We start from the raw sequence: 25,361 nt of genomic DNA on the forward strand, positions 1-25,361 counted from the left end.
TAACGTTACCCACCTCACTTCTTCTCCCCGGTAGGCCCCGGCGGCCTGCGGCTGTGCCCGTTTCGCTCTGCAGCTTAATGAAACGATTCAAGTAAGTGGGCTCCCGTGACAGTTGATCTCAAGGTTCGCCCGCCGGACCGGGCTGACGCGATCGCCGCGCGCCGCCGCCGGCCGCGGGTGACGCCGCCGTGGTGGTTCATGCTGCCGGCTCTGCTGCTCTTCGCCTTCGTCGTGCTGGTGCCCAGCGCCCGGGGCATCTACTACGCCTTCACCGACTGGGACGGCCTCGACCCGGACTTCGCCGTCATCGGGCTGCGCAACTTCACCGACATGCTCGGCGACGAGGACGCCCTGCGGGCGGTCTGGCACACGGTTCTGATCGCGGTGGCGGTCACGGTCATCCAGAACGGGATCGGCCTGCTGCTCGCGCTCGGCGTCAACTCCATGATCAAGACGAGGAACTTCCTGCGGGTCCTGCTGTTCGCCCCCGCGGTGGTCACGCCGATCGTCACCGCCTACCTGTGGCGCAACCTGCTCGGTCCCGACGGCGCGGTCAACAGCCTGCTCGGCGCGGTCGGGCTGGACTCCTGGCGGCAGGACTGGCTCGGCCGACCGGATCTCGCGCTCTGGATGATCGTGCTGGTCGTGGTGTGGCAGTTCGCCGGCTACTCGATGGTCATCTTCCTGGCCGGGCTCCAGTCGATTCCCCGGGAGATCTACGAGGCGGCCGCGATCGACGGCACCGGCGCGGTGCGCCGCTTCTGGTCGATCGTCCGGCCGCTGCTCGCCCCGGCCATCACCATCAACCTGATGCTCTCGATCATCGGCGGCATCAAACTCTTCGACCAGGTGTACGCCCTCACCGGCGGCGGGCCGGGCCACGCGACCGACACGATCTCCACGCTGATCTACAAGGACGCCTTCACGCTCGGCGAGTTCGGCTACAGCATCGCCCTCGCGGTCGTGCTGACGGTCATCGTGGCGATCGTCTCCGCCGGCCAGTACACCGTCCTCGACCGCAACGAGAGGGCGGCGTCGTGAACCGCTACACCCGGCGCACCCTCGCGCTCGAAATGGTCATGATCGCCGTCGGCATCGTCTTCGCCTTCCCGGTGTACGTGCTGGTCAACCTGGCGATCCGGCAGCCCTCGGACACGTCCTCGCCGATCGCCCCGACCACGGCACCGACCTTCGGCAACTTCACCGGGGCCTGGCGGGAGGCCGGCCTCGGCGGCGCGCTGATCAACAGCGTGCTGGTCACCACGGCGAGCGTCCTGATCGTCCTGGCGGTGTCGGCGCTGGCCGCGTACCCGCTGGCCCGCAGCGCCGCCCGCTGGTCCCGCGGCACGTTCCTGCTCATCATGCTGGGCCTGGTCCTGCCGTTCCAACTGGCCTCGCTGCCGCTCTACCAGACGGTCCGCGACCTCGGCCTGCTCGGCTCGGTGTGGTCGCTGGTGCTGTTCTACTCGGGCCTGCAGGTTCCCTTCACGACCTTCCTGTACGTGGGCTTCCTGCGCGCGCTGCCACGGGACTTCGAGGAGGCGGCGTCGATCGACGGCGCCGGCCCGTTCACGACGTTCCGGTACGTCGTGCTGCCGATGCTCAAGCCGATCACGGTGACCGCGCTGGTGCTCAACGCGGTCGCCGTCTGGAACGACTTCTTCACCCCACTGCTCTATCTCAGCGGCAGCGACCAGCAGACCGTGCCGGTGGCGGTGGCCGGCTTCGTCGGGCAGTTCGTCTCCGACTGGAACCTCATCTTCGCCGCCCTGCTGATCAGCATCGTCCCGGTCCTGGCGGTCTACCTCGCGCTGCAGCGCTCCATCATCAACGGCTTCGCCGGAGGGCTCAAGGGATGACACCGTACGGCCTCACCACCGAGCAACTCACCGAGCCGCTCGGGCTCGGCGAACCCCGCCCCCGGCTGTCGTGGAAGCTGCGCAGCGACCGGCGTGGAGCGGCCCAGTCCGCCTACCGCATCACCGCCACCGCCGAGGACTGCGACCACGTGCTCTGGGACAGCGGGCGGCGGATGAGCGACGAGACGCTGCTGATCGCCTGGGACGGCCCGGCCCTGCAGTCGGCGACCCGCTACCACTGGCGCGTCGAGGTCTGGGACGAGCGCGGCGAGCCGGCCGGCACCGCGCAGTCCTGGTTCGAGACCGGCCTGCTGCACCGCGACGACTGGACGGCGGTGTGGATCGGCCGCGACCCCGTCTCGCTTCCCCCGGTCGATCCGCCCACCGACGAGGAACGGTCGTTCCCCGACCCGGCCGCCGCGCCGCTGCACCTGCGGCACGTCTTCGCGGTGGCCGAGCGGCCGGTGCGGGCCCGGCTGTACGCGACGGCGCGGGGCGTCTACGAGCCGAGCCTCAACGACGAGCGCGTCGGCGACCTCGAGCTGGCGCCCGGCTGGACCGAGTACCACCGCCGGCTGCAGTACCAGACCTACGACGTGACCGACCGGGTCCGGGCCGGCACCAACGTGCTCGCCGCGACGGTCGCCGACGGCTGGTGGAGCGGGCACGTCGGGTTCGACCCGAGCCGGCCCGCCCGGCACTACGGCCTCGCACCGGCGTGGCTGGGGCAGCTCGTCCTCGACTTCGCCGACGGCTCCCGCCGGACGATCGCCACCGGCGACGGCTGGCTGGAGGGAGCCGGCGCCGTCCGGGCGGCCGACCTGCTGATGGGGGAGTTCGTCGACGCCCGCCGGACACCGGTCCTCCGGCCCGTGGCGGTGCTCGACCGGGAGCCCGGCCCGCTGGTCGCCGAGCCCGACCACCCGATCCGCATCACCGGCGACCTGCCGGCAACCCGGGTGTGGCAACCCGAGCCCGGCCGGTGGCTGGTCGACTTCGGGCAGAACCTCGTCGGCCGGGTCGCCCTCACCGTCCGCGCCGCCACGGCCGGCGCCCGGATCGTGGTGCGCCACGCCGAGGTCCTCGACGACGACGGCCGGCTCTACCGGGCGAACCTGCGCCGGGCGCAGGCCACCGACACGTACGTCAGCGCCGGTGCGGCGACCGAGGTGTTCGAGCCGCGCTTCACCTTCCACGGGTTCCGCTACGCCGAGGTGACCGGCTACCCGGGCGAGCTCACCCAGCACGACGCCGTGGCCCGCGTCCTGCACAACGACACGCCGTTCACCGGCCGCTTCGCCTGCTCCGAGCCGATGGTCAACCAGCTGGACGCCAACATCGTGTGGGGCCAGCGCGGCAACTTCCTGGCCGTGCCCACCGACTGCCCGCAGCGCGACGAACGGCTCGGCTGGCTCGCCGACGCGCAGGTGTTCGCCCCGACCGCGACCCGCAACGCCGACGTGTCCGCGTTCTTCGCCCGCTGGATGCGCGACGTCGTGGACGGCCAGGACGACGACGGCGCCTTCCGGGACGTGGCGCCGGTGCTCGTGCTCGACCGCGAAGGCGCCCCGGCGTGGGGCGACGCCGGGGTCATCATCCCGTGGCTGCTCTGGCGGACGTACGGCGATCGGCGCGTGCTCGAGCGCAGCTTCCCCGCGATGGCGGCCTGGGTCGGGCACATCCACCGGCACAACCCGGAGCTGCTGTGGCAGCACCGCACCGGCAACTCGTACGGCGACTGGCTCCAGGTCGAGGCCGACACCCCGCGCGACGTGCTGGCCACCGCCTACTTCGCCCACAGCACCCGGATCGTCGCGGACGCCGCCGACGTGCTGGGGCTGCCCTCGGCCGAACACCGGGCCCTGCACGCCGCCATCAGGGCGAGGTTCATCGAGACGTACGTCGGCGCCGACGGCACGGTCGAGGGCGGCACCCAGACCGCGTACCTCCTGGCCCTGGCCTTCGATCTGCTCCCACCGGAGCTCGTCGAGGCGGCGGTGGAGCATCTGGCGGCCGACATCGAGAAGCGCGGCAACCGGCTCACCACCGGCTTCGTCGGGGTGTCGCTGCTCGGCCCGGTGCTCACCGAGCACCGCCGGGCCGATCTGGCCTACGCCCTGCTGCACCAGGAGGAGTTCCCCTCGTGGAACTACTCGATCCGCCACGGCGCCACCACCATCTGGGAGCGCTGGGACGGCTGGACCGAGCACGGCGGCTTCCAGTCCGCCGCGATGAACTCCTTCAACCACTACAGCCTCGGCAGCATCGGCGACTGGCTCTACGGCCGGGTCGCCGGCATCGACCAGGCCCCGGACTCGGTCGCGTACCGCGAACTGCGGTTGCGCCCGACACCCGGCGGACAGCTCACCTGGGCCCGCGCCGAGCAGGAGACCGCCCGGGGGCCGGTCGCGTGCGGCTGGTCGCTCGACGGCGACCGGCTCACCGTCACCGCCACCGTGCCACCGGGCTGCACCGCCGTACTGGAAATCCCCACCTGTGATCCGGGCAGCGTGCGCGAGAACGAGGCGCCCGTGACCGCCCGGCCGTCGGCCGGCGGAGCCACCCTCCGCCTGGTCTCCGGCCGTTACACCTTCACCGCCACCTATTGATCTCCAACGCGGGAGAGATGATGAAGGCACGCAGATTCACCGCACTTGTCTCCGCCCTGACCGCTGTCACCCTGGCCGCGGCCTGCAGCAGCGGCACCAAGGCCGGCTCGGGCGGAGGCGACAACAAGACCCTGACGCTCGCCTCGGTCGACCAGGGCTCCATCGAGGACGTCGTCAAGGCGTTCGAGGCCGCCAACCCCGGAGTGAAAGTCAATTTCACCACCAGCGGCGCCGACCAGTACCAGGCCCAGATCCGCACCCAGCTCTCCTCCGGCACGGCCCCGGACGTGATGACCGTCTGGCCCGGCAACGGCAACCCGGGCGCCACGTACGTGCTGGCCAAGCCCGGCTACCTGCTCGACCTGTCGGATCAGCCGTGGGCCGGGCAGCTGCCCGAATCCTTCAAGACCGTCGCCCAGTACGAGGGCAAGACGTACAACGCGCTGTTCGGCCTCAACGGCATCGGCGCGGTCTACAACGACCAGGCCCTGTCGAAGTCCGGGCTGACCGCGCCGGCGACCTGGACCGAGCTGCTCAAGTTCTGCGGTGACGCGGCCGGCAAGGGCACCCCCGCCTTCGCCCTCGGCATCCAGGACAACTGGGTCACCCAGCTGGTCCTCTACGCCCTCGCCGCGACCACGGTGTTCGGCGCCGACAAGGACTTCGACGCCAAGCTGCAGAGCGGCCAGGCCACCTTCGCGAACTCGCAGTGGACCACCGCGATGGCCAAGTACCAGGAGATGAACAAGGCCGGCTGCTTCCAGAAGAACCCGCTGGGCACCAGCTACGAGGCCAGCCAGACGCTGGCCGCCACCGGCAGGACCCTCGGCATCGTGCAGGGCAACTGGATCATCGGCCTGCTCAAGCAGAAGAACCCGAACGGAAAGTTCACCATGAAGGCCCTGCCGGCCACCGACACCCCGGCGTCGTTCCTGATGCCGGCCGCCGCGGGGGCCGGCTACGGCGTCAACGCCAAGGCCGAGAACAAGGAGCTGGCGCTCAAGTTCATCACCTTCATCATGTCGCCGGCCGGCATGAAGCTGTTCAACGAGAAGCAGGGCAGCCTCCCGACCCTCGCGGACGCCGGCACCACCGTCGACCCGGGCCTGGCGGAACTGACCACCTTCGTCAAGGACAACCGCACGGTGCCGTTCATGGACCAGCTGTGGCCCAACGCCAAGGTGCAGCAGAGCATGCTCAGCGGCCTGCAGGAGGTCTTCAGCAACCAGAGCACCCCAAACAAGGTTCTGCAGGACATGGACGCCGAATACAAGAAGGGCGCCTGAGTCACCGCGGGGCCCCAGCTGCTGGGGCTCCGCGGGTCCGGCCGAGAGGACAGCCGTGACCGATTTCCCCGACGACTTCCTGTGGGGCAGCGCGACGTCGGCCCACCAGGTCGAGGGCGGCAACACCAACAACGACTGGTGGGACTTCGAACACGACCCGGCCACCGCGGCGCGCGAGTCGTCCGGCGACGGCATCGACCACTATCACCGCTACGGCGAGGATTTCGCCTTGCTGGCCGCCCTGGGACACAACGCGCACCGGCTCTCGGTGGAGTGGTCGCGCATCGAGCCGGCGCCGGGGGAGTTCAGCCACGCCGCGCTCGGCCACTACCGGCGGGTGCTGAGCGCGCTCCGCGACCAGGGCCTGACCGCCTTCGTCACGCTGCACCACTTCACCCTGCCGCGCTGGTTCGCCGCCCGGGGCGGCTGGCTCGCGCCGGACGCCGCGGCGGTCTTCGGCCGCTTCAGCGCCCGGGTCGCGGCCACGCTGGGCGACCTCATGCCGTACGTCTGCACCATCAACGAACCGCAGATGGTCGCCCTGCACGGCTACCTCGAGGGCTACCACCCGCCGGGCCTGACCAACCCGGTGCTGTGGCGGCGGGCCGGCGAGGCCCTGCTCGCGGCCCATGTCGCCGGGGTGCGGGCCGTCCGCGCCGAGGCCGGCAGCCGCGTCGGCCTGGCCGTGCAACTGCCGCTGCTCGCGCCGGCCCGCGACGACGCGGCCTGCCGGACGCTGTACGAGGTCATGCGCCACGAGATCGTCGACCGGTACCTCGACAACCTCACCGGTCCGGACGCCGGGGACTGGCTCGGTGTGCAGTACTACCGCCGACAATGGGTCGACCCGGCCGCCCCCGCCCTGTTCGCCCCGCCGCCGCCGGGCACCCCGACCACCCAGATGGGCTGGGCCGTCCATCCCGACGGGCTGCGCCAGATGCTGCACCGCGCCGCCCGCACCGGACTGCCGCTGGTCGTCACCGAGAACGGCATCGCCACCACCGACGACACCGAGCGCGTCGACTATCTGAGAACCCACCTCGCCGCGCTCGCCCGGGCCCGCGCCGAAGGCGTCGACGTGCGCGGCTACCTGCACTGGTCGGCCTTCGACAACTTCGAGTGGAGCGAGGGCGGCCGGCCCCGGTTCGGGCTCGTCGCGGTCGACCGGGACCACGATTTCGCCCGCACGCCCAAGCCGAGCGCTCACGCCTTGGCCCGGGTCGCCCGCACGGGGCGGCTGGATGCGCTGCTCGACCAGCCGACTCCGCACGCCGACGCGCCCCGGCGACCCTCCGTCCGTCATCGATAGCAGCGGAACCGGCATCGGCCACCGCTCCCACCGGAAAGGAACGTCGAGTGTCCTTCTCGTCACGCGCCTCCCTCGGGCGGCGAACATTGACCGTCGCGGTGGTCCTGGCCACCGGGCTCGCCGCGGCCCCCGCCGCGGCCGGCGCCTCCCCGGCGCGCTCCTGGCCGTCCTACGTCCTCGGCCCCCGCTCCGCTCAGGTCGAGCCGGTCCGGGCCGAGGCCCGCGGCGCGGTCAGCCGGCCCGAGGCCCTGGTGCGCCCGCACGGCCGCCCGGCGACGCTGACCACGACGGCCGGCCGGACCCCGGCCTCGGTCCTGCTCGACTTCGGCCGGGACGTCGCCGGGACGCCGTACCTGGACGTCGTCGGGGTCAGCGGGCCGGTCACCCTCCAGCTGGTCACCGGCGAGGCACGACAGTATCTGCGCCGGCCGGCCGCCACCACGCTGACCGCCGCGGCCGACCCGGGCGCCCGGCAGATCACCGTCGCCTCCGCCGCGAGCCTCGAGGTCGGCAACACGATCACCGTCGGCGCGCAGACGCGCACCATCACCGCCTTCGACACCGCAGCCGCCACCATCAGCCTCGACCGGCCGCTCGAGCAGGGCGCACCGGCCGGGACCGCCGTCACGACCTCGCCCGGCGCGCCCGCCTCCGACGAGGCGCCCGGACTGGCCGGCGTCGGCGGACCGGACAACCTGCCGGTCACCGGGCCCGGCCCGGTGACCGGCGGCTTCCACGGCGGCTTCCGGTTCGTCCTGCTCACCCTCACCACCCCGGGCACCGTCGCACTGTCGGCCGCCCGGGTCGACTTCCAGGCGTACCGGGCCACGCCGCGCGACTACCGCGGCTGGTTCCTCTCCAGCGACGACCAGCTCAACCGCATGTGGTACGCCGGCGCCTACACCGTGCAGCTCAACATGAAACCGGCCGGGCTCAACGGCCTGCCGGACGCCCGCATCTACGACGGCGCCAAACGCGACCGCAGCATCTGGACCGGCGACCTGCTCGTGCAGGGACCGACCATCATCAACACGCTCGGCGACGTCGGCGCCGGCTACCTCAAGTCGTCGCTGGACGCGCTCTTCGCCACCCAGCGCGCCGACGGAGCCCTGCCCGGCTCGCCCGACTTCGCCAAGGGCCGCTCGCCGGCCGGGTTCCCGCTGTTCTACTCGAACAACTACTCCGGATACGGCGCCCGGGCCGCCATCGACTACTTCCGCTACACCGGCGACACCGCGTACATCACCTCGCTGCTGCCCGCCCTGCGCCGCGAGCTCGCCTACAACCAGAGCTTCCTGACCGCCGACAACCTGGTGGCCTCCAACGACCGGGACTTCTGGCAGGCCACCCAGACCGGCGCGGTCACCAAGTACAGCATCGACTATCACATCCTGCTGCGCGAGATGGCCTGGCTCGAACGCACCGTCGGCTCGGCCACCGAGGCGGCCCGCTACGACGCCACGGCCGACGCCATCAAGTCCGCGGTCAACGCCGAACTGTGGAACCCGGCCCTCGGCGCGTACGGGCAGAGCACCGACCACCCCGACGTGCTCGTCGAGGACGCCAACGCCCTCGCCCTGCAGTACGACTTCGTCCCGGCCGACCGCCGCGCGAGCGTGCTGTCGGCGCTGCGGAAGCTGTGGACGCCGTACGGGGCGATCCTCGGGCCCGGCCTGCAGGACCCGACCGGGCACACCATCGAACCGTTCGGCAACGGCATGGAGACCGCCGGCCGGTTCGCTGTCGACGACGTCGACGGCGCCCTGGCCCTCATGCGCCGCACCTGGGGACCGATGGTGGACCGGGCCAACCCGCTCTACACCGGCGCGCTGTGGGAGTTCAAGAACAGCGCGGGCGGCGTCAACCGGGCCTCGGCCAGCCTGGCCCACGGTTGGGCGGCGGCGCCCACCGTCCAGCTGACCCAGCAGATCCTCGGCGTCCAGCCGGTCGCCGCCGGGTACGCGACCTGGGCCATCCAGCCACGCCCGGGCCGCCTGGCCTGGGCGCAGGGCGTCGTGCCCACCCGGTACGGCGACATCAGCGCCCGGTGGACCTCGCACCACCACCGCTTCGACCTGCACGTCTCGACCCCGAGGACCACCCGGGGAGCGGTCGCGGTGCCCGCCGGTGACCACAGCGTGGTGCTCGTCGACGGCCGCCCCGTCCGCACCGGGATCACCGACGGCTACGCGCGGCTGAGCCTGTCCGGTGGCACCCACACCATCACCGTCCGGCGCCGTTGACGCCACGCTCGACCGAAGGAGTTCCCATGGAAAGCTCGCGGATGACCCGCCGAACGCTGCTCGGCGGATCACTGGCCACGGTCGCCGGGATTGCCGTGCCCCCGGCGGCACAGGCCCACGGCGGCCGGCGAAGCGACGTAGCCGCCACCCGCTACGGCAGGGTGCGGGGGCGACGGGAGGACGGCATCGTCAAGTTCCTGGGCGTGCCGTACGCGACGCCGCCGCTCGGCCGGCTCCGGTTCAAGGCGCCCCGGCCGCCGCAACGGTGGTCCGGCGTACGGGATGCCGTGGCCTTCCCCAACCCCGCCTTCCAGGCCGCCGGCGGCGAGATGGGCCCCACCGGCAACGGCCGGATGCCGGCGCCGGCCGAGGACTGCCTCTACCTCAACATCTGGACCCCCGCCGCCGACCGCAGGCGGCGCCCGGTGATGTTCTACAACCACGGCGGCGGCTACATGATCGGCTCCGGCTCCGCCACCGGGCAGGACGGCACCCACCTGGCGCAGCGCTACGACGTCGTGGTCGTCGAATCCAACCACCGCCTCGGCCTGCTGGGCTACCTGTGGCTCGGCGATCTCGCCGGCGGTGACTACGCGGCCAACCAGGGGATGCTCGACATCCTCGCCGCGCTGCGCTGGACCAGCGACAACATCGACAACTTCGGCGGCGACCCGGACAACATCATGGTCTGGGGCGAGAGCGGCGGCGGCGCCAAGACCGCGGCGGTCTACACCATGCCGGCCGCCGCCCGGCTGTTCCACAAGGCCTCCATCGAGAGCGCCGCGCCGCTGCGCTTCCCGACGCGCGACGGCGCCACCGCCCGCGCCGAGCGCACCCTGCGGCTGCTCGGCCTGAGCCGGGCCGAGATCCCGAGGCTGCACGACATCCCGGCGGCCCGGCTGCTGGAGGTCCAGCAGTCCGAGGCCGCCAACGGCGTGGCTCCCTGGGGCGACCCGGACCCGCTGCCCGGCTTCGGGGCCTTCGTCGATGGCCACGTCATCCCGCGGCACCCGTTCGCCGACGGCGCCGCACCCTTCTCGGCCGGCAAGCCGCTGATGGTCGGCACCTGCCGCGACGAGACGGTGTTCTTCAGCCTCTTCGGCCCGCCCGACATCTTCCGGATCGACGAGGCCGGCCTGCGCAGCCGGCTCAGCGGCACGTACCAGGGCGCCGAGCTCGACCGCATCATCGCCACCTTCCGCCGGTCCCGGCCGGGCGCGACGCCGGCCCAGCTCTACTTCGCCATCACCACCTCACCCATCTGGCGCGACGCGATCAAGATCGCGGAGGCCAAGGCGGCGCAGCACGCCGCGCCCGCGTTCATGTACCAGCTCGCCTACCCGGACCCGACCGTGGTACCCGGCACCGACTTCCCGCTCGGCTCGCCGCACGCCTCGGACATCCCGATCAAGTTCGCCAACGTCGGCGCCGGCGAGTTGGCGGGCAAGCGGGCGACCGCGCGGCACATGAGCGCGCTGTGGGCCGGTTTCGCCCGCACCGGCCGGCCCGGCGCGAACGGGGTGCCGCGCTGGCCCGCCTACACGCCGCGGGACCGGGCCACGATGTGGATCGACGCCGAGTGCAGGATCGTCCACGACCCGGACCGGCGGGAGAGGCTGTACTGGAGCCATCGCGGCTGATGTTCGCCTGCAGTGAACACCGGAAGACCGGAACCCTCCCCGAGGTTGAGCGCGACATACTCAACTTCTCGGAGGTACCGGGTGACCAGCAAGCAACTTCCCGTGTTGTTCCTTGACGGCATCGTCCTGCTCCCCGGCATGGTCGTTCCGATCGAGCTGGACGAGGCGGCGCAGGCCGCCGTCGACGCGGCCCGCACCTCGGCCGGTTCCGAACTGCTCATCGCTCCGCGGCTCGAGGACCGCTACGCGACCCACGGCGTCATCGCGAGCGTCCAGCAGGTCGGCAAGTCCCGCGGCGGATCTCCCGCCGCCGTGCTGCGCACGGGCGTGCGGGCCAGCATCGGCGGCGGGGTGACCGGGCCCGGCGCGGCCCTGTGGGTCGAGGTCGAACCGGTCGCGGCCGGCGCGACGACCGAGGCGGCCCGCGAGCTCGCCGCCGAGTACAAGCAGCTGGTCGTCTCGGTGCTGCAACGCCGGGAGGCGTGGCAGGTCATCGAGTCGGTGAGCGCGATCGACGACCCCGGCGCCCTGGCCGACACCGCGGGCTGGGCGCCGTACCTGTCCGACGACCGCAAGCGCGAGCTGCTGGAGACTCCCGACGTGGAGGCCCGGCTCCGGCTGCTGATCGGCTGGACCCGGGACTTCCTGGCCGAGTCGGAGGTCAGCGACAAGATCGACAGCGACGTCCGCGAGTCGGTCGAGCGGCGTAACCGGGAGTACCTGCTGCGGGAGCAGCTCAAGGCCATCCGCAAGGAGCTCGGCGAGGGCGAGGCCGACGGCAGCGACGACTACCGCGCCCGGGTCGAGTCGGCCGACCTGCCGGCCACCGTCCGGGAGGCGGCGCTGCGCGAGGTCGGCAAGCTGGAGCGCGGCGGCGAGCAGAACCCGGAGGCGGGGTGGATCCGCACCTGGCTCGACACGGTCCTGGAGCTGCCCTGGAACGTGCGTACCGAGGACGTCGTGGACCTGGCGGCGGCGCGGGCGGTCCTCGACGCCGATCACCACGGGCTGGACGAGGTCAAGGAGCGCATCGTGGAGTACCTCGGCGTCCGCGCCCGCCGCGAGTCCCGTGGCCTGTCGGTCGTCGGCGGCCGCGGGTCCGGCGCGGTGATCCTGCTGGCCGGGCCGCCCGGGGTCGGCAAGACGTCGCTGGGCGAGTCGGTCGCGCGGACGCTCGGCCGCAAGTTCGTCCGGGTCGCCCTCGGCGGCGTCCGCGACGAGGCGGAGATCCGCGGTCACCGCCGCACGTACGTCGGGGCGCTGCCCGGGCGCATCGTGCGGGCCATCCGGGAGGCCGGCTCGATGAACCCGGTCGTGCTGCTCGACGAGGTCGACAAGGTCGGCAGCGACTACCGGGGCGACCCCGCCGCGGCGCTGCTGGAGGTGCTGGACCCGGCGCAGAACCACACGTTCCGCGACCACTACCTCGACCTCGACCTGGACCTGTCCGACGTGCTGTTCATCGCGACCGCGAACGTGCTCGAGACGATCCCGCAGGCGCTGTTCGACCGGATGGAGCTCATCGCGATCGACGGCTACACCGAGAGCGACAAGGTCGCCATCGCGCGCGACTTCCTGGTTCCCCGGCAACGGGACCGCGCCGCCCTGTCGGCCGGCGAGGTGACGGTCACCGAGGACGCCCTGCGGGAGATCGCGGCGAACTACACCCGCGAGGCCGGGGTGCGGTCGTTCGAGCGCCTGCTGGCCAAGACGTTCCGCAAGGCCGCCCTGAGGGACCTGCCCGTCACCATCGGGCCCGCCGACCTCAAGGACCTGATCGGGCGCCCCCGGTTCCTGCCGGAGTCCGCCGAGCGCACCGCCGTCCCGGGCGTGGCCACCGGCCTGGCCGTGACCGGCATGGGCGGCGACGTGCTCTACATCGAGGCATCGCTGCTGCCCGGCAACCAGGGTGGGCTGTCGGTCACCGGCCAGCTCGGCGACGTGATGAAGGAGTCGGCCCAGATCGCGCTCTCCTACGTGCGGGCCCACGCCGAGGAGTTCGGCATCTCGCCGGAGCAGCTCGACCACCCGATCCACCTGCACGTGCCCGCCGGCGCCGTGCCCAAGGACGGCCCGTCGGCCGGTGTCACGATGACCACCGCGCTGATCTCGCTGCTGCTCGGCCGCAACGTGCGCGCCGAGGTGGGCATGACCGGCGAGGTCTCGCTGACCGGCCGGGTGCTGCCCATCGGCGGGGTAAAGCAGAAGCTGCTCGCCGCCCAGCGGGCCGGCCTCACCGAGGTGTACCTGCCCCAGCGCAACGAACCCGACCTCGACGAGGTGCCCGCCGAGGTGCTCGAGGCGCTGGCCGTACACATCGTCTCCGACGTCCGGGAGATCCTCGGCTCGGCGCTGGAGCCGGTGTCCACCGGCATGGTCGCGGCGGCCTGAGGGTACTGCCGGACAAAGGGAGCCGCCCGGGCGATCAGCCCGGGCGGCTCGCGCGTCAGCCGATCGGGGAGACATCATGCCGGAGTTGCCGGAAGTCGAGTCGGCGCGGGCGGTCATCGAGCGGGCCGGTCTGCGCCGCGAGATCGTCGGCGTGGACGACTCCGACACCTACGTCTGCCGCCCGCACCGGCCGGGCCAGATCCGCGACGCGCTGCTCGGGCGGGCCCTGACCGCGGCGCACCGCCGGGGCAAGAGCATGTGGTGCGACGCCGGCGACGACGGCCCCGAACTCGGCATCCACCTGGGCATGTCCGGCAAGATCGTGATCGCCGACCCGGACGGCACGGAGATCGACGGCGGCGACTACTGGGAGGGCCGTCGCGGGTCCGGCGATTACCGGTGGTCACGCTTCTCGCTGACGTTCGCCGACGGCGGCCGCCTGCTGCTGGTCGACCCCCGCCGGCTCGGCCGCGTACGCCTGGACCCGCCGGTCGCCGCGCTGGGCCCGGACGCGGCCACGATGACCCCGGCCCAGTTCCGGGCCGCGCTCGCGTCCGGCACGGCGCCGGTCAAGGCGCGCCTGCTCGACCAGGAGGCGATCGCCGGGATCGGCAACCTGCTGGCCGACCAGATCCTGTGGTCGGCGCGCATCAACCCGGGGCGCCGGGTCGACCGGCTCACCGCCGCCGACGTCGATCGCCTGCTGCGGGCCCTGCGGCGCGCGGTCCGCTCGGCGATCCGGGACGGCGGGGTGCACACGCTGGGACTCATCCCGTTCCGCCGCCCGGAGGGTCGCTGTCCGCGCGACGGCGCGCCGATGGCGAAGAGCACGGTCGGCGGGCGTACGAGCTGGTGGTGCAGCGTCGAACAGGTCTGACCGAGCTACCTGCCGGGTTGCTAAAGGAGTCTTTATAAAGCATTCTTGAGGAATGGCCTCCCCGCAGCGCAAGACGATCCGGTTGGACGACCCGCGGGCCCTGCGCGCGTACGCGCACCCCCTGCGGCTCAGCCTGATCGGGATGCTGCGGCGCAACGGACCGATGACCGCGACCCAGTGCGCCGCCGTCCTGGACGAGAACGTGCCGAACTGCTCGTTCCATCTGCGGCAGCTCGAGAAGTACGGCCTGGCCGAGCGGGCCCCGGCGGCCGACGGGCGGGAACGGCCCTGGCAGGCGACCGCCGCCAGCACGTCGTGGACCGACGACTCCGACGACCCGGAAGCGCGGGTCGCGGCCGACCAGCTGAACGCGGCGATCCTGCGGCAGTACATCCGGCGGGCGCAGGCCTATCTCGCGGTCCGCGGCGAGGAGACCGCCGAGTGGCGCGCCGCGGCCGGCTTCAGCGACGACATGATCTACGTGACCGCCGAGCAGCTGGCCGGGCTCACCGAGCGGATCGAGGCCCTGCTGGCCCCGTACCGGGACAGGACGGCCCGGGCCGAGGGGTCCAGGCCGGTCACCGTCGTGCAGCTGGCGATACCGACGCCCGAGGACGGTGCGCCCTGACCACCGACGCCCGGCCGGTGCCCGCCCGGGCGCTGCTGCGGCGACGGGTGTTCCGCCACTACTGGTCGGCGCACGTCGTCTCGTTGGTCGGCGACCAGGTCTCGCTGATCGCGCTCCCGCTGCTGGCCGTGCTGACGATCGGCGCCGGGGCGGCCGAGATGGGTTACCTGACCGCCGCCGCGCTGCTGCCCAACCTGTTCTTCCCGCTGCTCGCCGGGGCCTGGGTGGACCGGCGGGCCGGCCAGCGGAAGATCATGATCGGGGCCGACCTCGGCCGGGCCGCCCTCCTGGCCGTGGTGCCGGTCCTGGCCCTGGCCGGGGTGCTGCAACTGTGGCACCTCTGCGTGCTGTCCTTCGCCATCGGCACGCTGACCGTCTGCTACGAGGTCGCCGACGGCAGCCTGTTCGCCGCGGTGGTCCGGCGGCCCGACTACATCGTCGCGAACTCGCTGACCAACGGCGCCCGGGCCCTGTCGTTCGTGGCCGGTCCCAGCCTCGGTGGTGTCCTGGTGCAGGTGCTCACCGCGCCGTTCGCGCTGGTGGCCGACGTGCTGTCGTACCTGGGATCAGCCCTGCTGCTGACCCGGATCGCCCCGCCGGAGCACGCCGGCGCCGCGCCGGCGGAGGGCGGCCTGCGGATCGGCTCCGGTCTGCGGTTCATCGCCCGGTCCGCGGTGCTGCGACAGCTCCTGCTCGGGGTCACCGTGATCAACCTGTTCAACTACGTCTTCCACGCGCTGGTGATCCTCTACGTGACCGCCGAGCTGGGCATCTCACCCGGGATGCTCGGCGCCCTGATCGGCATCGCCTCGATCGGCGGGCTGCTCGGCGCCGCGGTCACCGGCCCGCTCACCCGCCGGTTCGGCATCGGCCCGGTCGTGGTCGCGGGCTACGTCGCGTTCCCGCTCCCGCTGGTGCTGATCCCGCTGGCCGACGGCCCCCGCCCGGTGGTGATCGGCATGCTGCTGGCCGCCGAGTTCCTCTCCGCGCTCGGCGTGATGATCCTCGACATCGGGGTCGGCTCGCTGCAGACGGCGGCCACCCCGGTGTCCCGGCTCGCCCTGGTCAAGGGCGCGCAGCGCACGGTCAACTACGGGGCACGGCCGATCGGGGCCCTGCTCGGCGGGGTGCTCGGCGAGCTGATCGGGGTGCACGCGGCCCTGTGGATCGGCGCGGTCGGTGCGGTGACCGGCGTGCTGTTCGTCGTGTTCTCCCCGGTTCCCCGCATGCGCGAGCTGCCCGACGCCTGACCGGCCCCGTCCCGGCCGTTCGTGCGTAGTGACGGGCCGCGGGGGGTAGACCCCCATGGTGTCGGAGAATGATGTGGGGCTGCGGTCCGCCCGCGGCCCGGTCCTGCTCGCGGTGATGCTGTCCACCGGCCTCATCGCCATCGACTCGACGATCATCGCCACGGCGGTGCCGTCGATCGTCGCCGACATCGGGGGCTTCACCGAGTTCCCCTGGCTGTTCTCCGTCTACCTGCTGGCCCAGGCCGTGTCGGTGCCGATCTACGGCAAGCTCAACGACCTGTACGGCCGCAAGCCGGTGATCCTCTGGGGCATCGGGTTGTTCCTGGTCAGCTCGATCCTGTGCGGGGTGGCCTGGAGCATCGTGCCGCTGATCGTCTTCCGGGTGCTGCAGGGCCTCGGCGCCGGGGCCATCATGCCGACCACCGTCACGATCATCGGCGACCTCTACTCGGTCCGCGAGCGGGCCCGGGTCCAGGGGTACGTGGCCAGCGTGTGGGGCATCGCGTCGGTGGTCGGGCCGACGCTGGGCGGGGTGTTCTCCGAGTGGGTGTCGTGGCGCTGGATCTTCTTCGTCAACATCCCGATCTGCCTGCTGGCCGGGGCCATGATCGTGCGCCGCTTCCACGAGCGCGTCGAGCGGCGGCGCCCGGCCGTCGACTACCGCGGCGCCGCCCTGCTCGCCGCGGGCCTCACCCTGCTGATGCTGGGCGTGCTGGAGGGTGGCCAGGCGTGGGCGTGGGAGTCACCGGTCAGCCTCGTGGTCCTCGGGGCCGGCGGGGCCCTGCTGGTCGCGTTCGGCTTGGTCGAGCGCTCCGCGCCCGACCCGGTGCTGCCGCTGTGGATCTTCCGGCGCCGGCTCCTGGTCAGCAGCGGGTTCCTGGCGGTGGGCGTGGGGGCGATCCTGCTCGGCCTCAGCTCCTACATTCCGGTGTACGCCCAGGAGGCCCTGGGCGCCGGTCCGTTGGTGGCCGGTCTCGCCCTGGGCGCGCTCACCCTCGGCTGGCCGATCTCCGCCAGCCAGGCCGGCCGGGTGTACCTGCGCGTCGGCTTCCGCGGCTGCGCCCTCATCGGCTCGGCGCTCGTGGTGGGCGGGGTCGCGTTGCTGCTGCGCCTGGACCAGCGCTCGTCGGTCGCCGAGGTGGGCGCGTACTGCCTGGTCATCGGCCTGGGCATGGGTCTGACCGCGGCCCCCACGATGATCGCCGCGCAGTCCAGCGTCGGCTGGACCGAGCGTGGTGTGGTGACCGCGAACAACGTCTTCCTCCGCTCGCTGGGCAGCGCCCTGGGCGTCGCGGTCTTCGGCGCGATGGCCAACGCGGTGGTCGGCCGCGGCGCGGTCGACCCGGCCCGGCTCACCGAGGCGGTCCACCGCATCTTCGTCGCCATGCTGGTGGTCTCCGTCGTGATGGTGGTGCTGGCCGGCCTGATCCCGCGCTCGGCCGACCGGGTGACCGCGGAACCGCCCACCGCCGCACCGGACGGGACCGGGTCACCGGCTCGCGCCGGATAGCTCACTCACCCGCGTCCGGGCGCCCGGTCGGCCCGGGCTCCGGCTCGGGCCTCCGGGCGGGCTCGGAGGCGAACAGCGTCAAGCCGAGCCGGCGGGACAGGAATCGGGCCGCCAGCTGACCCTTGACGCTGTTGCCGAAGCTGTCGACCCGCGGGGCGAAGGCCGACAGGGCGCCCTTACCCGGTGAGATCACGACGAGGCCGCCGCCGATGCCGCTCTTGCCGGGCACGCCCACGTCGTACAGCCAGTCGCCGGAGGTCTCGTACAGGCCCGCGGTGGCCATCACCGCGAGGGTGTAGTGGCAGACCGAGGCGTCGACCACCCGCACGCCGGTGTGCGGGTTGACCCCGCCGTTGGCCAGGGTGGCGCCCATGACCGCGAGGTCGACGGCGGTGACCCGCAGGCAGCTCTGCCGGGTGTACAGGTCGACCGCCGCCACCGGGTCGCAGCCGAGGAGCCCGTAGACCTGCAACAGGTCGGCCAGGGCCCGGTTGCGGTGGTTGGTGGCCGAGGCGGAGGCGTACACCTCCTCGTCCAGCGGCAGCCGGCGACCGGCGAAGCGGGACAGGCCGGCGTGCAGGGTGGCCCACCTCGCCTCGGTGCTCGCCCCGGGCACCTGGCTGGCGGTGGCGATCGCGCCCGGATTGACCATCGGGTTCGTGCGCCCGTCCCTGCCGTTCTCCACCGCGGCCAGCGAGTTGAAGGGCCGGCCGGTGGCGTTGACCCCGAGCCGGTGGCGCAGCTCCTGCGGGCCCACGACCGCGCAGACCAGGGCGAACACGAACGGCTTGGCCACGCTCATGATGGTGAACCCGGCCTCGGCGTCCCCGACCGCGTACGTTCCGCCGCGGGCGCCGACCGCGCAGATCCCGAACAGGTCGGGCGGCACCCGGGTCAAGGCGGGATAGACCCGCGACAGTTCGCCGTCCGCGGTGGCCCGATACCGCTCGTACGCCTCGTCGAGTGAGCGTCGCACCTGCTCCGGTGACGGCAGGTGGCCGGTGGACACGTACGGGGCGTCGTCGTTCTCGACGGATCTCATCGGTCACTCCACCTCCGCGATGTCCACCACGGCGCATGCCGCGGTGGCCTCCTCCACCCAGTCGGCGCGGCCGGCCGCCGGGCGGGGCCGGGTCGCCGGCTCCGGCGTGGACGCCCGTCGTAGCCCGTCGCGGCAGATCGCGGTCAGCTCGTGCGCGCTCGGACGGTCGCGGGGATCGTGGGCCAGCGCCGCGCGGACGACCGCCTCGACGCCTGGATGCAGCCCGAAGAGATCCGGCTGCCCAGAGCCGACGCGCCGGATCCAGTCCGCCTCGTGCCGGCCGGCGAAGGGATGGAATCCGGTGGACAGGTAGGCCAGCAGACTGCCCCAGGCGAACACGTCCGCGCTCGGGGCCAGCGGGTCGCCGCGCAGCTGCTCCGGCGCGGCCCAGCCGCGGCTGCACCGCACGAACCCGTCGTCCACCGGGCGTTCCCCGAGGTACTGGGAGATGCCGAAGTCGATGACGCGGACGTCGTCGTCGCCGACCAGCAGGTTGGACGGCTTGACGTCACAGTGGACGACCCCGCTGTCGTGCAGGGACGCCAGCGTGACGGCCAGCTCGCCACCGAAGGTCAACAGCGAGGCGAGCGACATGGTCCCGCCCCTCATCCCCGCCGCGCACCGGTAGTCCCGCAGATATGCCGTGACCAGGTAGGAGCCGGTCGCCGTGACGCCGTGGGTGATCGGGGCGGCCGTGCGGGCGACGTCCACGGTGGACGCGAGGGTGAACTCGCGCTCGCCGGAGTCGACGCCCGCGTCGTGGCGGATCATCTTCACCGCGACCGGAGGGCCGCCGGCGACCGGCGTGGCCAGGAAGACCGTTGCCGTGCCGCCCTTGCCGATGCGGGACAGCAGCCGGTATCCGCCGACGAGCGGCCCGCCGCGCCGGGGGAGCGGCACGGATGGATGGTGCCCGGCGTCGAGCCGGTGGGCGCTGAGGGTCATGAGGGTCCTCAATCAGGCTGGGGAGGCGCTCGGGCCCGGTTCCGCGGCCGGCGGTGGCTCGGGCCGGGGTTGCCCGGTGAGAACCGCGTCGAGCGCGCGGTACGCCTGCTGGACCCGGACCCGCAGCGTCGTCCAGTCCTGCTCGGTGGCCAGTGCCTCGCTCTCGGTGTCGATGGCGGTGATCAGCTCGTGCAGCATCGCGGCCACCCGCAGCGACCAGTTCTGCCGCGCCTCGCCCGACGCCCGGTCGGCGAGCGCGCTCCACCGGCTCCGCACGTCGACCAGGTCGGCGCGCACCTGCGGCCAGACCAGGCTCCGCCGGCCGATGGTCGTCGTGCGCAACGCCGGGGGCAGCCGGGTGACGGTGATGGCCCGCGTCTCCGATTCCAGCGCGCGGGCCTCGGTGTCCCACCCCGATCGCCGCTGCGACCGGGCGACCAGCACCCAGGCGACGATGAGCCCGGCGAAGAGGGCGAACAGCAGCAGCCAGCCGAAAAGGCCGAGCCCTCCCGTGGTGTCCACGGCGGCCACGGCGGACGCGGACGACGCCGGCGTCGGCGCCGGCTCGGCCGCGGTGGTGGTCGGGGCCGGCACGGTGGTCTGGGTCGTACGGTCGGGCGTGGGTTCCGTGGCGGCAGGCGGACGAGTCGTGGCTGCGGCCGGCGGGGTGGGCCGGGTGGTGCGCGTCCGGTCCGGTGTCGCGGCGGTGGTCGTCGGGGCCCGCGTGGGCTCCTCCACGTCGGTGGTCCGGGTGGGCGCGGGCTCCTCCGCGTCGGTGGTCCGGGTGGGCGCGGGCTCCTCCGCCTCGGCGGTCCGCGTGGGCGCGGGCGTGCGGTCCCCGGCGCGTTGCGAGGCACGCGTCGACGGCAGGTCCGAGGGCGCCTCGCCACCGGCGCCGCAGGCGGTCAGGCCGACGACGAGGCCGAGCAGCAGCCCGGCCGGGACGGTGGCGCGCGGTCGATGGCGGGTGCGCCAGGATCGCATGGATGACTCCTTCCGCAGCGGTGATCGTGACGCTAGGTCCGGCGCCGGCGCGCCGGATCATTCGAAGGTGATGGATCGGGGACCGTCCGGCCGTCGAGCCAGGCCGCGATCACCCCGGCCAGTTCGCCCGGATGGCTGAGGTTCATGGCATGCGCCGCGCCCTCGATCAGCGCGACCGTCACGTGCGGCGGAGCCTGGCGGCCGACCTGCCGGACCCCCGACAGCGGGGGCATGAGCGGGTCCAGCAGCGCGCCGGCCAGCTCCGGGATGCCCAGGGTGCGGCCCCAGGAGGGACTGCGCCCGTAGCCGGGCAGGTCGGGCACCAGGGTCGTCGCGCGATGCGCGAGCGCCCGCGCGGTGGGCAGGAGACAGCTGCCGGACACCGCGAAGCCGTGCACGTGCACGATCGGCTCGGAGCCGGGACGGCCCATCCGCGCGGGATGAGGGTGGCGCGCCGCCGGCCTATTGCCACCCGTACGGGATGAGAACCGCCCCGGCCGCCGACTGTTCACTGGACTCGCGGAGGTGACCGCCGCGGCGCGGCCCTCGGAAGGGAAGGTGGTCGTCGTGCTGTGTGCCCTGTTCCTGGTGGCGTGCCTGATCGCGGCGGTGGCCCTCGCGGCGCGACCGGAGCTTCGCCGAGCCGTGCGCGACGCGGTCGGCCGGCCGGCCGGCCTGGTGGCGCCGCATGACGCCGGGCCGGACCGCGGCCCGCAGACGCTGGAGGGCGTCCTGAGCCGCCAGCTCGTGACCGGGATGATCACGGGTCCGCAGTACCGGCACGCCATGGCCAGCATCGCCAGCCGCGACGCCGAGCGTCACCCGCTGGACGTGCCCCCGGACGCCGATCCCCCGGAGCCCGCCTGACCGCGCCCGTGCGGCCGTCGAGCCGCCACGGATATCGCTCCACCGGGGTGACGTCCACCCGCGCGCCGGCTGCCAGGGTGACCCCAGGCAAGCCCGTACCGGTGCGAAGCGGAGGCTCGACGATGACCAGGACAGAGGCACTACCCGAACGATCAACTCGCCGGCTGGTGGTGACCGGCGCGGTGCTGGAGGTGACAGCCCTGGCCCTCGGGATCGCCGGGCTGGTCACGTGGACGGTCGCGGCCACGTCCCGGACGCAGCAACGCCTCGCCCGGATGGAGATCCCGCCGTCCGAGCTGGCGCGGCGGCACTGGGCCCGGGCCCGGGCCGCGACCTCCGCCGGCCTGGTCGCCTGGCGCGACCTGCCGGTCGGCTCGCGGGTCGACGGCGTGCGCCGGGAGAAGGAGAAATCGCGGCACTGATCCCCCCGGCCCGGCCCGGCCGAGCCGGGTCAGGGCGCCCAGACCAGGATGCAGTTGCCGGACCAGCGCTCGGTGGGGAACACCGATGGTCCGGCGGCTGCCGCCCCGTCCGGCTCCGAGTGGGGTGCTCCGACCGGTGCTCCCGGCTGTGCCGTTTCGCAGCCGGGAGCACCGTGCTGTCCGGACGGGTCGTCCCGCAGATGGACGACCACCGACGAGGGCCGCTGCTGCTCCCTGGCCGCGGCCAGGTCCTCGGCGCGGTATCCCCGCAGAGCGCCCCACGACGCCGTCAGCAGGGCGGCCACCACGACCAGGACGGCCAGCGGGGCCGCGGCCCGGCCCGGACGACGCCGCGGTCCGCGGTGTCGCCGGGCGATCCGCCCATCGGCCTCCCCGTCGTCCGGTGCTCGGTCATCAGGTGCGCGAGGTACCCGCGGTGCCCGGCCTCCCATGGCGTGAGGATGCCGGGCGCGCGGGCCCCGGCACGTCATCTGCCGGGGGTGAACGGCGGTCGGCCGCGTGCCGGGGCCGGTCCGCGGGAACGGCCCGGCGTGCGCCGCGGCGGCGAAAACCATCACCGCGGGGTGAGGGGTCCGCGCCCGCCGGACGTGACGGTGAACCAGTACGCCGGGCGGGACCCACCCGCCCGTACCCCGGAGGCGCACGATGACCGAAGCCACCAGCAGCACGATCGATCAGCAGCGGTCCGGCGCCGTCGTCGACCGGCCACCCTGGTACGCCCGCGCGGCGGCCGAGGTGGTGGCGGAGCTGGGCACGGACGCCGGGCGCGGGCTGGACCGCGCGGCGGCGGCCGACCGGCTGCGCCACTTCGGACCCAACCGCATCGCCGAGGAGAAGCCGCCGTCCACCTGGGCGGTGGCGCTGCAGCAACTGCGCGATCCGATGAACGTCATGCTGGTGATCGTCGTGGTCGCGGCCATCGTGATCGGCGAGCTCTCGACGGCGCTCATCGTGGCGCTGCTCGTGGCGCTCAACGTGGTGCTCGGCGCCCGGCAGGAACTCGCCGCCCGGGCCAGCGTGGACGCGCTGGCCAAGATGCAGGTGCCGGCGGCCCGGGTGCTGCGGGACGGTGAGGTCGCCGAGTTGCCGGCGGTGGACCTGGTGCCCGGTGACATCGTCCGGCTCGAGGCCGGCGACCTCGTCCCGGCCGACGGCCGGGTGCTGCGCTCGGCCACCCTGGAGACCCAGGAGGCGGCGCTGACCGGCGAGAGCGCGCCCGTGGCCAAGGACGCCGGCGTGCTGCCGGCCGGCGAGGTCGCGGTGGGCGACCGCGCCAACATGCTGTTCCAGAACACGTCGGTGACCCGGGGTACGGCGACGATGGTGGTCACGGCCACCGGCATGCAGACCGAGATGGGCCGGATCGCGACCATGCTCACCGAGGTCCGGCGGACGCGGTCGCCGCTGCAGCGGGAGCTCGACACGCTGACTAAAGTGCTCGGGATCGTCGCCTGGGCCGCCGTCGCGTTCATCGTCATCGTGGGGTGGCTGCGCGGCCTGGGCCTGGACCAGCTGCTGCTGCTGGGCACCGCGATGGCGATCTCCGCCATTCCGACCGGCCTGCCGGCGTTCGTCGCCGGGCTGCTGTCCTACGGCGCCAAGAACCTCGCCGCGGCGCGCGCCATCGTCAAGAACCTCACCGATGTCGAGACCCTCGGCGCCACGAGCGCCATCAACACCGACAAGACCGGCACGCTGACCATGAACCAGATGATGGTCTCGGTGCTCTACACCGAGGGCTCCTGGTTCTCCGTGGCCGGCGAGGGCTATCGCAAGGTCGGGGCGGTCACCTCGGTGGCCGGCACGCCCGTGCCCGACTTCACGCGGATCGGGCTGGGCCTGGTGCTCGACAGCGACGCCACGGTGTCGGACGACGGGACCGTGGTCGGCGACCCCACCGAGGCGGCGCTGGTCGTACTGGCGGCGAAGCTGGGGGTGGACGCCGGGGAGACGCGGCGGGCTTACCCGCGCCTGGCCGAGGTGCCGTTCGACTCCGACTACAAGTTCATGGCCACGTTCCACCGGTACCCGGTCGACGGCGGGGAGCGGATCATCGAGCTGGTCAAGGGCGCGCCGGATGTGGTGCTGGCCCGCTGCGACAGCGCCGGCGGGCCGCTGCACGAGCGGCAACAGCCGATCGGCGACGTCCGGGAGGCGATCGAGGCGGCCAACCGGCGGATGGGCGCGCAGGGCCTGCGGGTGATCGCCTTCGCGGCCCGGCTCGTCGAACCCGGTGAGCTGCCGGCGCTGGAGCGCGACCCGATGTCGCTGACCACCACGCTCAGCTTCGTCGGCATGGTCGGCATGATCGATCCGCTGCGGCCCGAGGCCCACGACGCGGTCCGCATCGCCCTGCGGGCCGGGATCGACGTCCGGGTCATCACCGGCGATCACGCGGTGACGGCGCAGGCGATCGCCGGCATGCTGGGCCTCGGCCCGGGCGCGATCAGCGGAACCGAGCTGCGGCAACTGTCCGACCAGGAGCTCACCCGGCGGCTGCCCGAGCTGCACGTCTTCGGCCGGGTGTCCCCGCAGGACAAGCTGCGGCTGGCCCGCGTGATGCAGCAGGACGGCCGGGTCGTGGCCATGACCGGTGACGCGGTCAACGACGCGGCGGCGTTGAAACAGGCGGACATCGGCGTCGCCATGGGCAGCGGCAGCGAGGTCACCAAGCAGGCCGCCCGCATGATCCTCACCGACGACAACTTCGGGACGCTGGTGCGCGCGGTCGGGATCGGCCGGCGCGTGTACGAGAAGATCGTCGCGTACGTGCGCTACCAGATGACCCAGCTGCTCGCGCTGGTGATGCTCTTCGTGGCCGCCACCGCGTTCAACATCAACCAGGGCGTGGCGCTGACCCCGTCGATGGTGCTCTACCTGTTCCTGTTCGCCACCGCCGTGGGCGTGGTCATCATCGCCGTGGATCCGGGCGACCCGCAGGTCATGGACCGGCCACCGCGCGACCCGGCGGTGCCGATCACCAACCGGCGGGCCGTGCTGTTCTGGCTCGGCTACGCGGCGGTCCTGTTCGGCGCCGCGCTGGTGCCGCTGGTCGCCGGTCCGGACCAGCCGCGGGCCGACGCGCCCAGCGCCGCCATGACGATGGCGTTCGTGGTGCTCGGGCTGGGCACGGTCGGCAATGCCGTCACCAACCGCCGCGAGCCGGCCTCCGGGTTGCTGCCGCCGATCGGCCGAGCGGCCGCCATCGGCCTGGTCACCGTGGCCCTGCTGATCCTGGCCACCCGCGTCGACTTCCTGCAGCAGAGCCTGCAGACCCAGCCGCTGACCGGCCCGCAGTGGCTGGCCTGCCTGGCGCTCGCGCTGGCCCTGCCGGTGACGGTCGAGACGGCGAAGCTGGTCCGCCGGCGGCGCCTGCCGGGGAAGGTCACCGACCCGCTGCGGGCCGTCGCCCCGGAACGCGGTCGTCCGCCGGTTGTCGGTCCCACCCCGCCCGTACTGCGCTGAACGCTGAGGAGAG

Annotated in this window: 19 protein-coding genes; 15 read left to right on the plus strand and 4 right to left on the minus strand. The window is 73.1% G+C overall.

The features are described 5' to 3' along the window. Positions 1 to 105: 105 nt before the first annotated feature. The 12 genes from Ani05nite_RS03155 (at position 106) to Ani05nite_RS03210 (ending at position 17,602) form a co-directional block, all read left to right on the plus strand. Entirely contained in the window at positions 106 to 1,041 is a 936-nt protein-coding gene (locus Ani05nite_RS03155) for a carbohydrate ABC transporter permease (protein ID WP_239129168.1), read from the plus strand. Next, positions 1,038 to 1,859 (plus strand): carbohydrate ABC transporter permease, encoded by an 822-nt coding sequence (locus Ani05nite_RS03160; RefSeq protein WP_203764395.1) that lies wholly within the window; start codon positions 1,038 to 1,040, stop codon positions 1,857 to 1,859. Before Ani05nite_RS03155 ends, Ani05nite_RS03160 begins: the two co-directional genes overlap by 4 nt. Then, positions 1,856 to 4,468 carry an alpha-L-rhamnosidase gene (locus Ani05nite_RS03165; protein WP_203764406.1) on the plus strand — a complete coding sequence of 871 codons (2,613 nt, stop codon included), beginning with the start codon at positions 1,856 to 1,858 and terminating at the stop codon, positions 4,466 to 4,468. Before Ani05nite_RS03160 ends, Ani05nite_RS03165 begins: the two co-directional genes overlap by 4 nt. 20 nt (positions 4,469 to 4,488) lie before the next feature. After that, positions 4,489 to 5,754, plus strand: a complete 1,266-nt coding sequence (locus tag Ani05nite_RS03170) for an ABC transporter substrate-binding protein (RefSeq protein WP_203764408.1) — start codon at positions 4,489 to 4,491, stop codon at positions 5,752 to 5,754. A gap of 55 nt (positions 5,755 to 5,809) precedes the next feature. Further along, the gene (locus tag Ani05nite_RS03175; protein ID WP_203764410.1) at positions 5,810 to 7,063 is read left to right on the plus strand and encodes a glycoside hydrolase family 1 protein; all 1,254 of its coding nucleotides are present in this window, start codon (positions 5,810 to 5,812) and stop codon (positions 7,061 to 7,063) included. A 47-nt stretch (positions 7,064 to 7,110) separates the two neighbouring features. Then, complete coding sequence (locus tag Ani05nite_RS03180; RefSeq protein WP_203764412.1) at positions 7,111 to 9,306, plus strand: alpha-L-rhamnosidase-related protein; 2,196 nt, start codon at positions 7,111 to 7,113, stop codon at positions 9,304 to 9,306. 26 nt (positions 9,307 to 9,332) lie between these two features. Further along, a complete protein-coding gene (locus Ani05nite_RS03185) occupies positions 9,333 to 10,946 on the plus strand; it encodes a carboxylesterase/lipase family protein (RefSeq protein WP_203764414.1) in 1,614 nt (537 codons plus the stop codon). A 138-nt stretch (positions 10,947 to 11,084) separates the two neighbouring features. Continuing rightward, positions 11,085 to 13,337: an endopeptidase La gene (gene lon, locus Ani05nite_RS03190; protein WP_239129248.1), complete on the plus strand. Its 2,253-nt coding sequence runs from the start codon at positions 11,085 to 11,087 to the stop codon at positions 13,335 to 13,337. A 76-nt stretch (positions 13,338 to 13,413) separates the two neighbouring features. Continuing rightward, positions 13,414 to 14,214, plus strand: a complete 801-nt coding sequence (locus Ani05nite_RS03195) for a DNA-formamidopyrimidine glycosylase family protein (RefSeq protein ID WP_239129171.1) — start codon at positions 13,414 to 13,416, stop codon at positions 14,212 to 14,214. 52 nt (positions 14,215 to 14,266) lie between these two features. Further along, entirely contained in the window at positions 14,267 to 14,842 is a 576-nt protein-coding gene (locus Ani05nite_RS03200; protein WP_203764419.1) for a helix-turn-helix domain-containing protein, read from the plus strand. A 17-nt stretch (positions 14,843 to 14,859) separates the two neighbouring features. Further along, entirely contained in the window at positions 14,860 to 16,092 is a 1,233-nt protein-coding gene (locus Ani05nite_RS03205) for an MFS transporter (protein WP_275410492.1), read from the plus strand. 55 nt (positions 16,093 to 16,147) lie between these two features. Beyond that, positions 16,148 to 17,602, plus strand: a complete 1,455-nt coding sequence (locus tag Ani05nite_RS03210; protein ID WP_203764421.1) for an MDR family MFS transporter — start codon at positions 16,148 to 16,150, stop codon at positions 17,600 to 17,602. Between the two features lies 1 nt (position 17,603). On the opposite strand, the gene glsA is transcribed toward Ani05nite_RS03210, so the two are convergent. From glsA to Ani05nite_RS03230, 4 genes are read right to left on the minus strand one after another with little or no spacing between them, the layout of a single operon-like run. Then, on the minus strand, positions 17,604 to 18,644 hold the full coding sequence (glsA, locus tag Ani05nite_RS03215; RefSeq protein ID WP_203764423.1) for a glutaminase A: 1,041 nt from the start codon (positions 18,642 to 18,644) through the stop codon (positions 17,604 to 17,606). A gap of 3 nt (positions 18,645 to 18,647) precedes the next feature. Next, a complete protein-coding gene (locus Ani05nite_RS03220; protein WP_203764425.1) occupies positions 18,648 to 19,589 on the minus strand; it encodes a serine/threonine-protein kinase in 942 nt (313 codons plus the stop codon). A 12-nt stretch (positions 19,590 to 19,601) separates the two neighbouring features. Continuing rightward, entirely contained in the window at positions 19,602 to 20,573 is a 972-nt protein-coding gene (locus Ani05nite_RS03225; protein WP_203764427.1) for a hypothetical protein, read from the minus strand. A gap of 32 nt (positions 20,574 to 20,605) precedes the next feature. Further along, on the minus strand, positions 20,606 to 21,004 hold the full coding sequence (locus Ani05nite_RS03230; protein WP_239129174.1) for an alpha/beta fold hydrolase: 399 nt from the start codon (positions 21,002 to 21,004) through the stop codon (positions 20,606 to 20,608). 136 nt (positions 21,005 to 21,140) lie between these two features. Between Ani05nite_RS03230 and Ani05nite_RS03235 the strand changes: the two genes are divergently transcribed. The 3 genes from Ani05nite_RS03235 (at position 21,141) to Ani05nite_RS03245 (ending at position 25,348) form a co-directional block, all read left to right on the plus strand. Further along, positions 21,141 to 21,440, plus strand: coding sequence for a hypothetical protein (locus Ani05nite_RS03235; protein WP_203764429.1), 300 nt, complete (start codon positions 21,141 to 21,143; stop codon positions 21,438 to 21,440). 122 nt (positions 21,441 to 21,562) lie between these two features. Beyond that, a complete protein-coding gene (locus Ani05nite_RS03240) occupies positions 21,563 to 21,862 on the plus strand; it encodes a hypothetical protein (protein ID WP_203764443.1) in 300 nt (99 codons plus the stop codon). Positions 21,863 to 22,528: 666 nt separating this feature from the next. Next, positions 22,529 to 25,348: a cation-translocating P-type ATPase gene (locus Ani05nite_RS03245; RefSeq protein WP_203764445.1), complete on the plus strand. Its 2,820-nt coding sequence runs from the start codon at positions 22,529 to 22,531 to the stop codon at positions 25,346 to 25,348. Positions 25,349 to 25,361 lie beyond the last annotated feature (13 nt).

The organism is Actinoplanes nipponensis (genome assembly GCF_016862275.1).
In the GTDB taxonomy this organism is placed as follows: domain Bacteria; phylum Actinomycetota; class Actinomycetes; order Mycobacteriales; family Micromonosporaceae; genus Actinoplanes; species Actinoplanes nipponensis.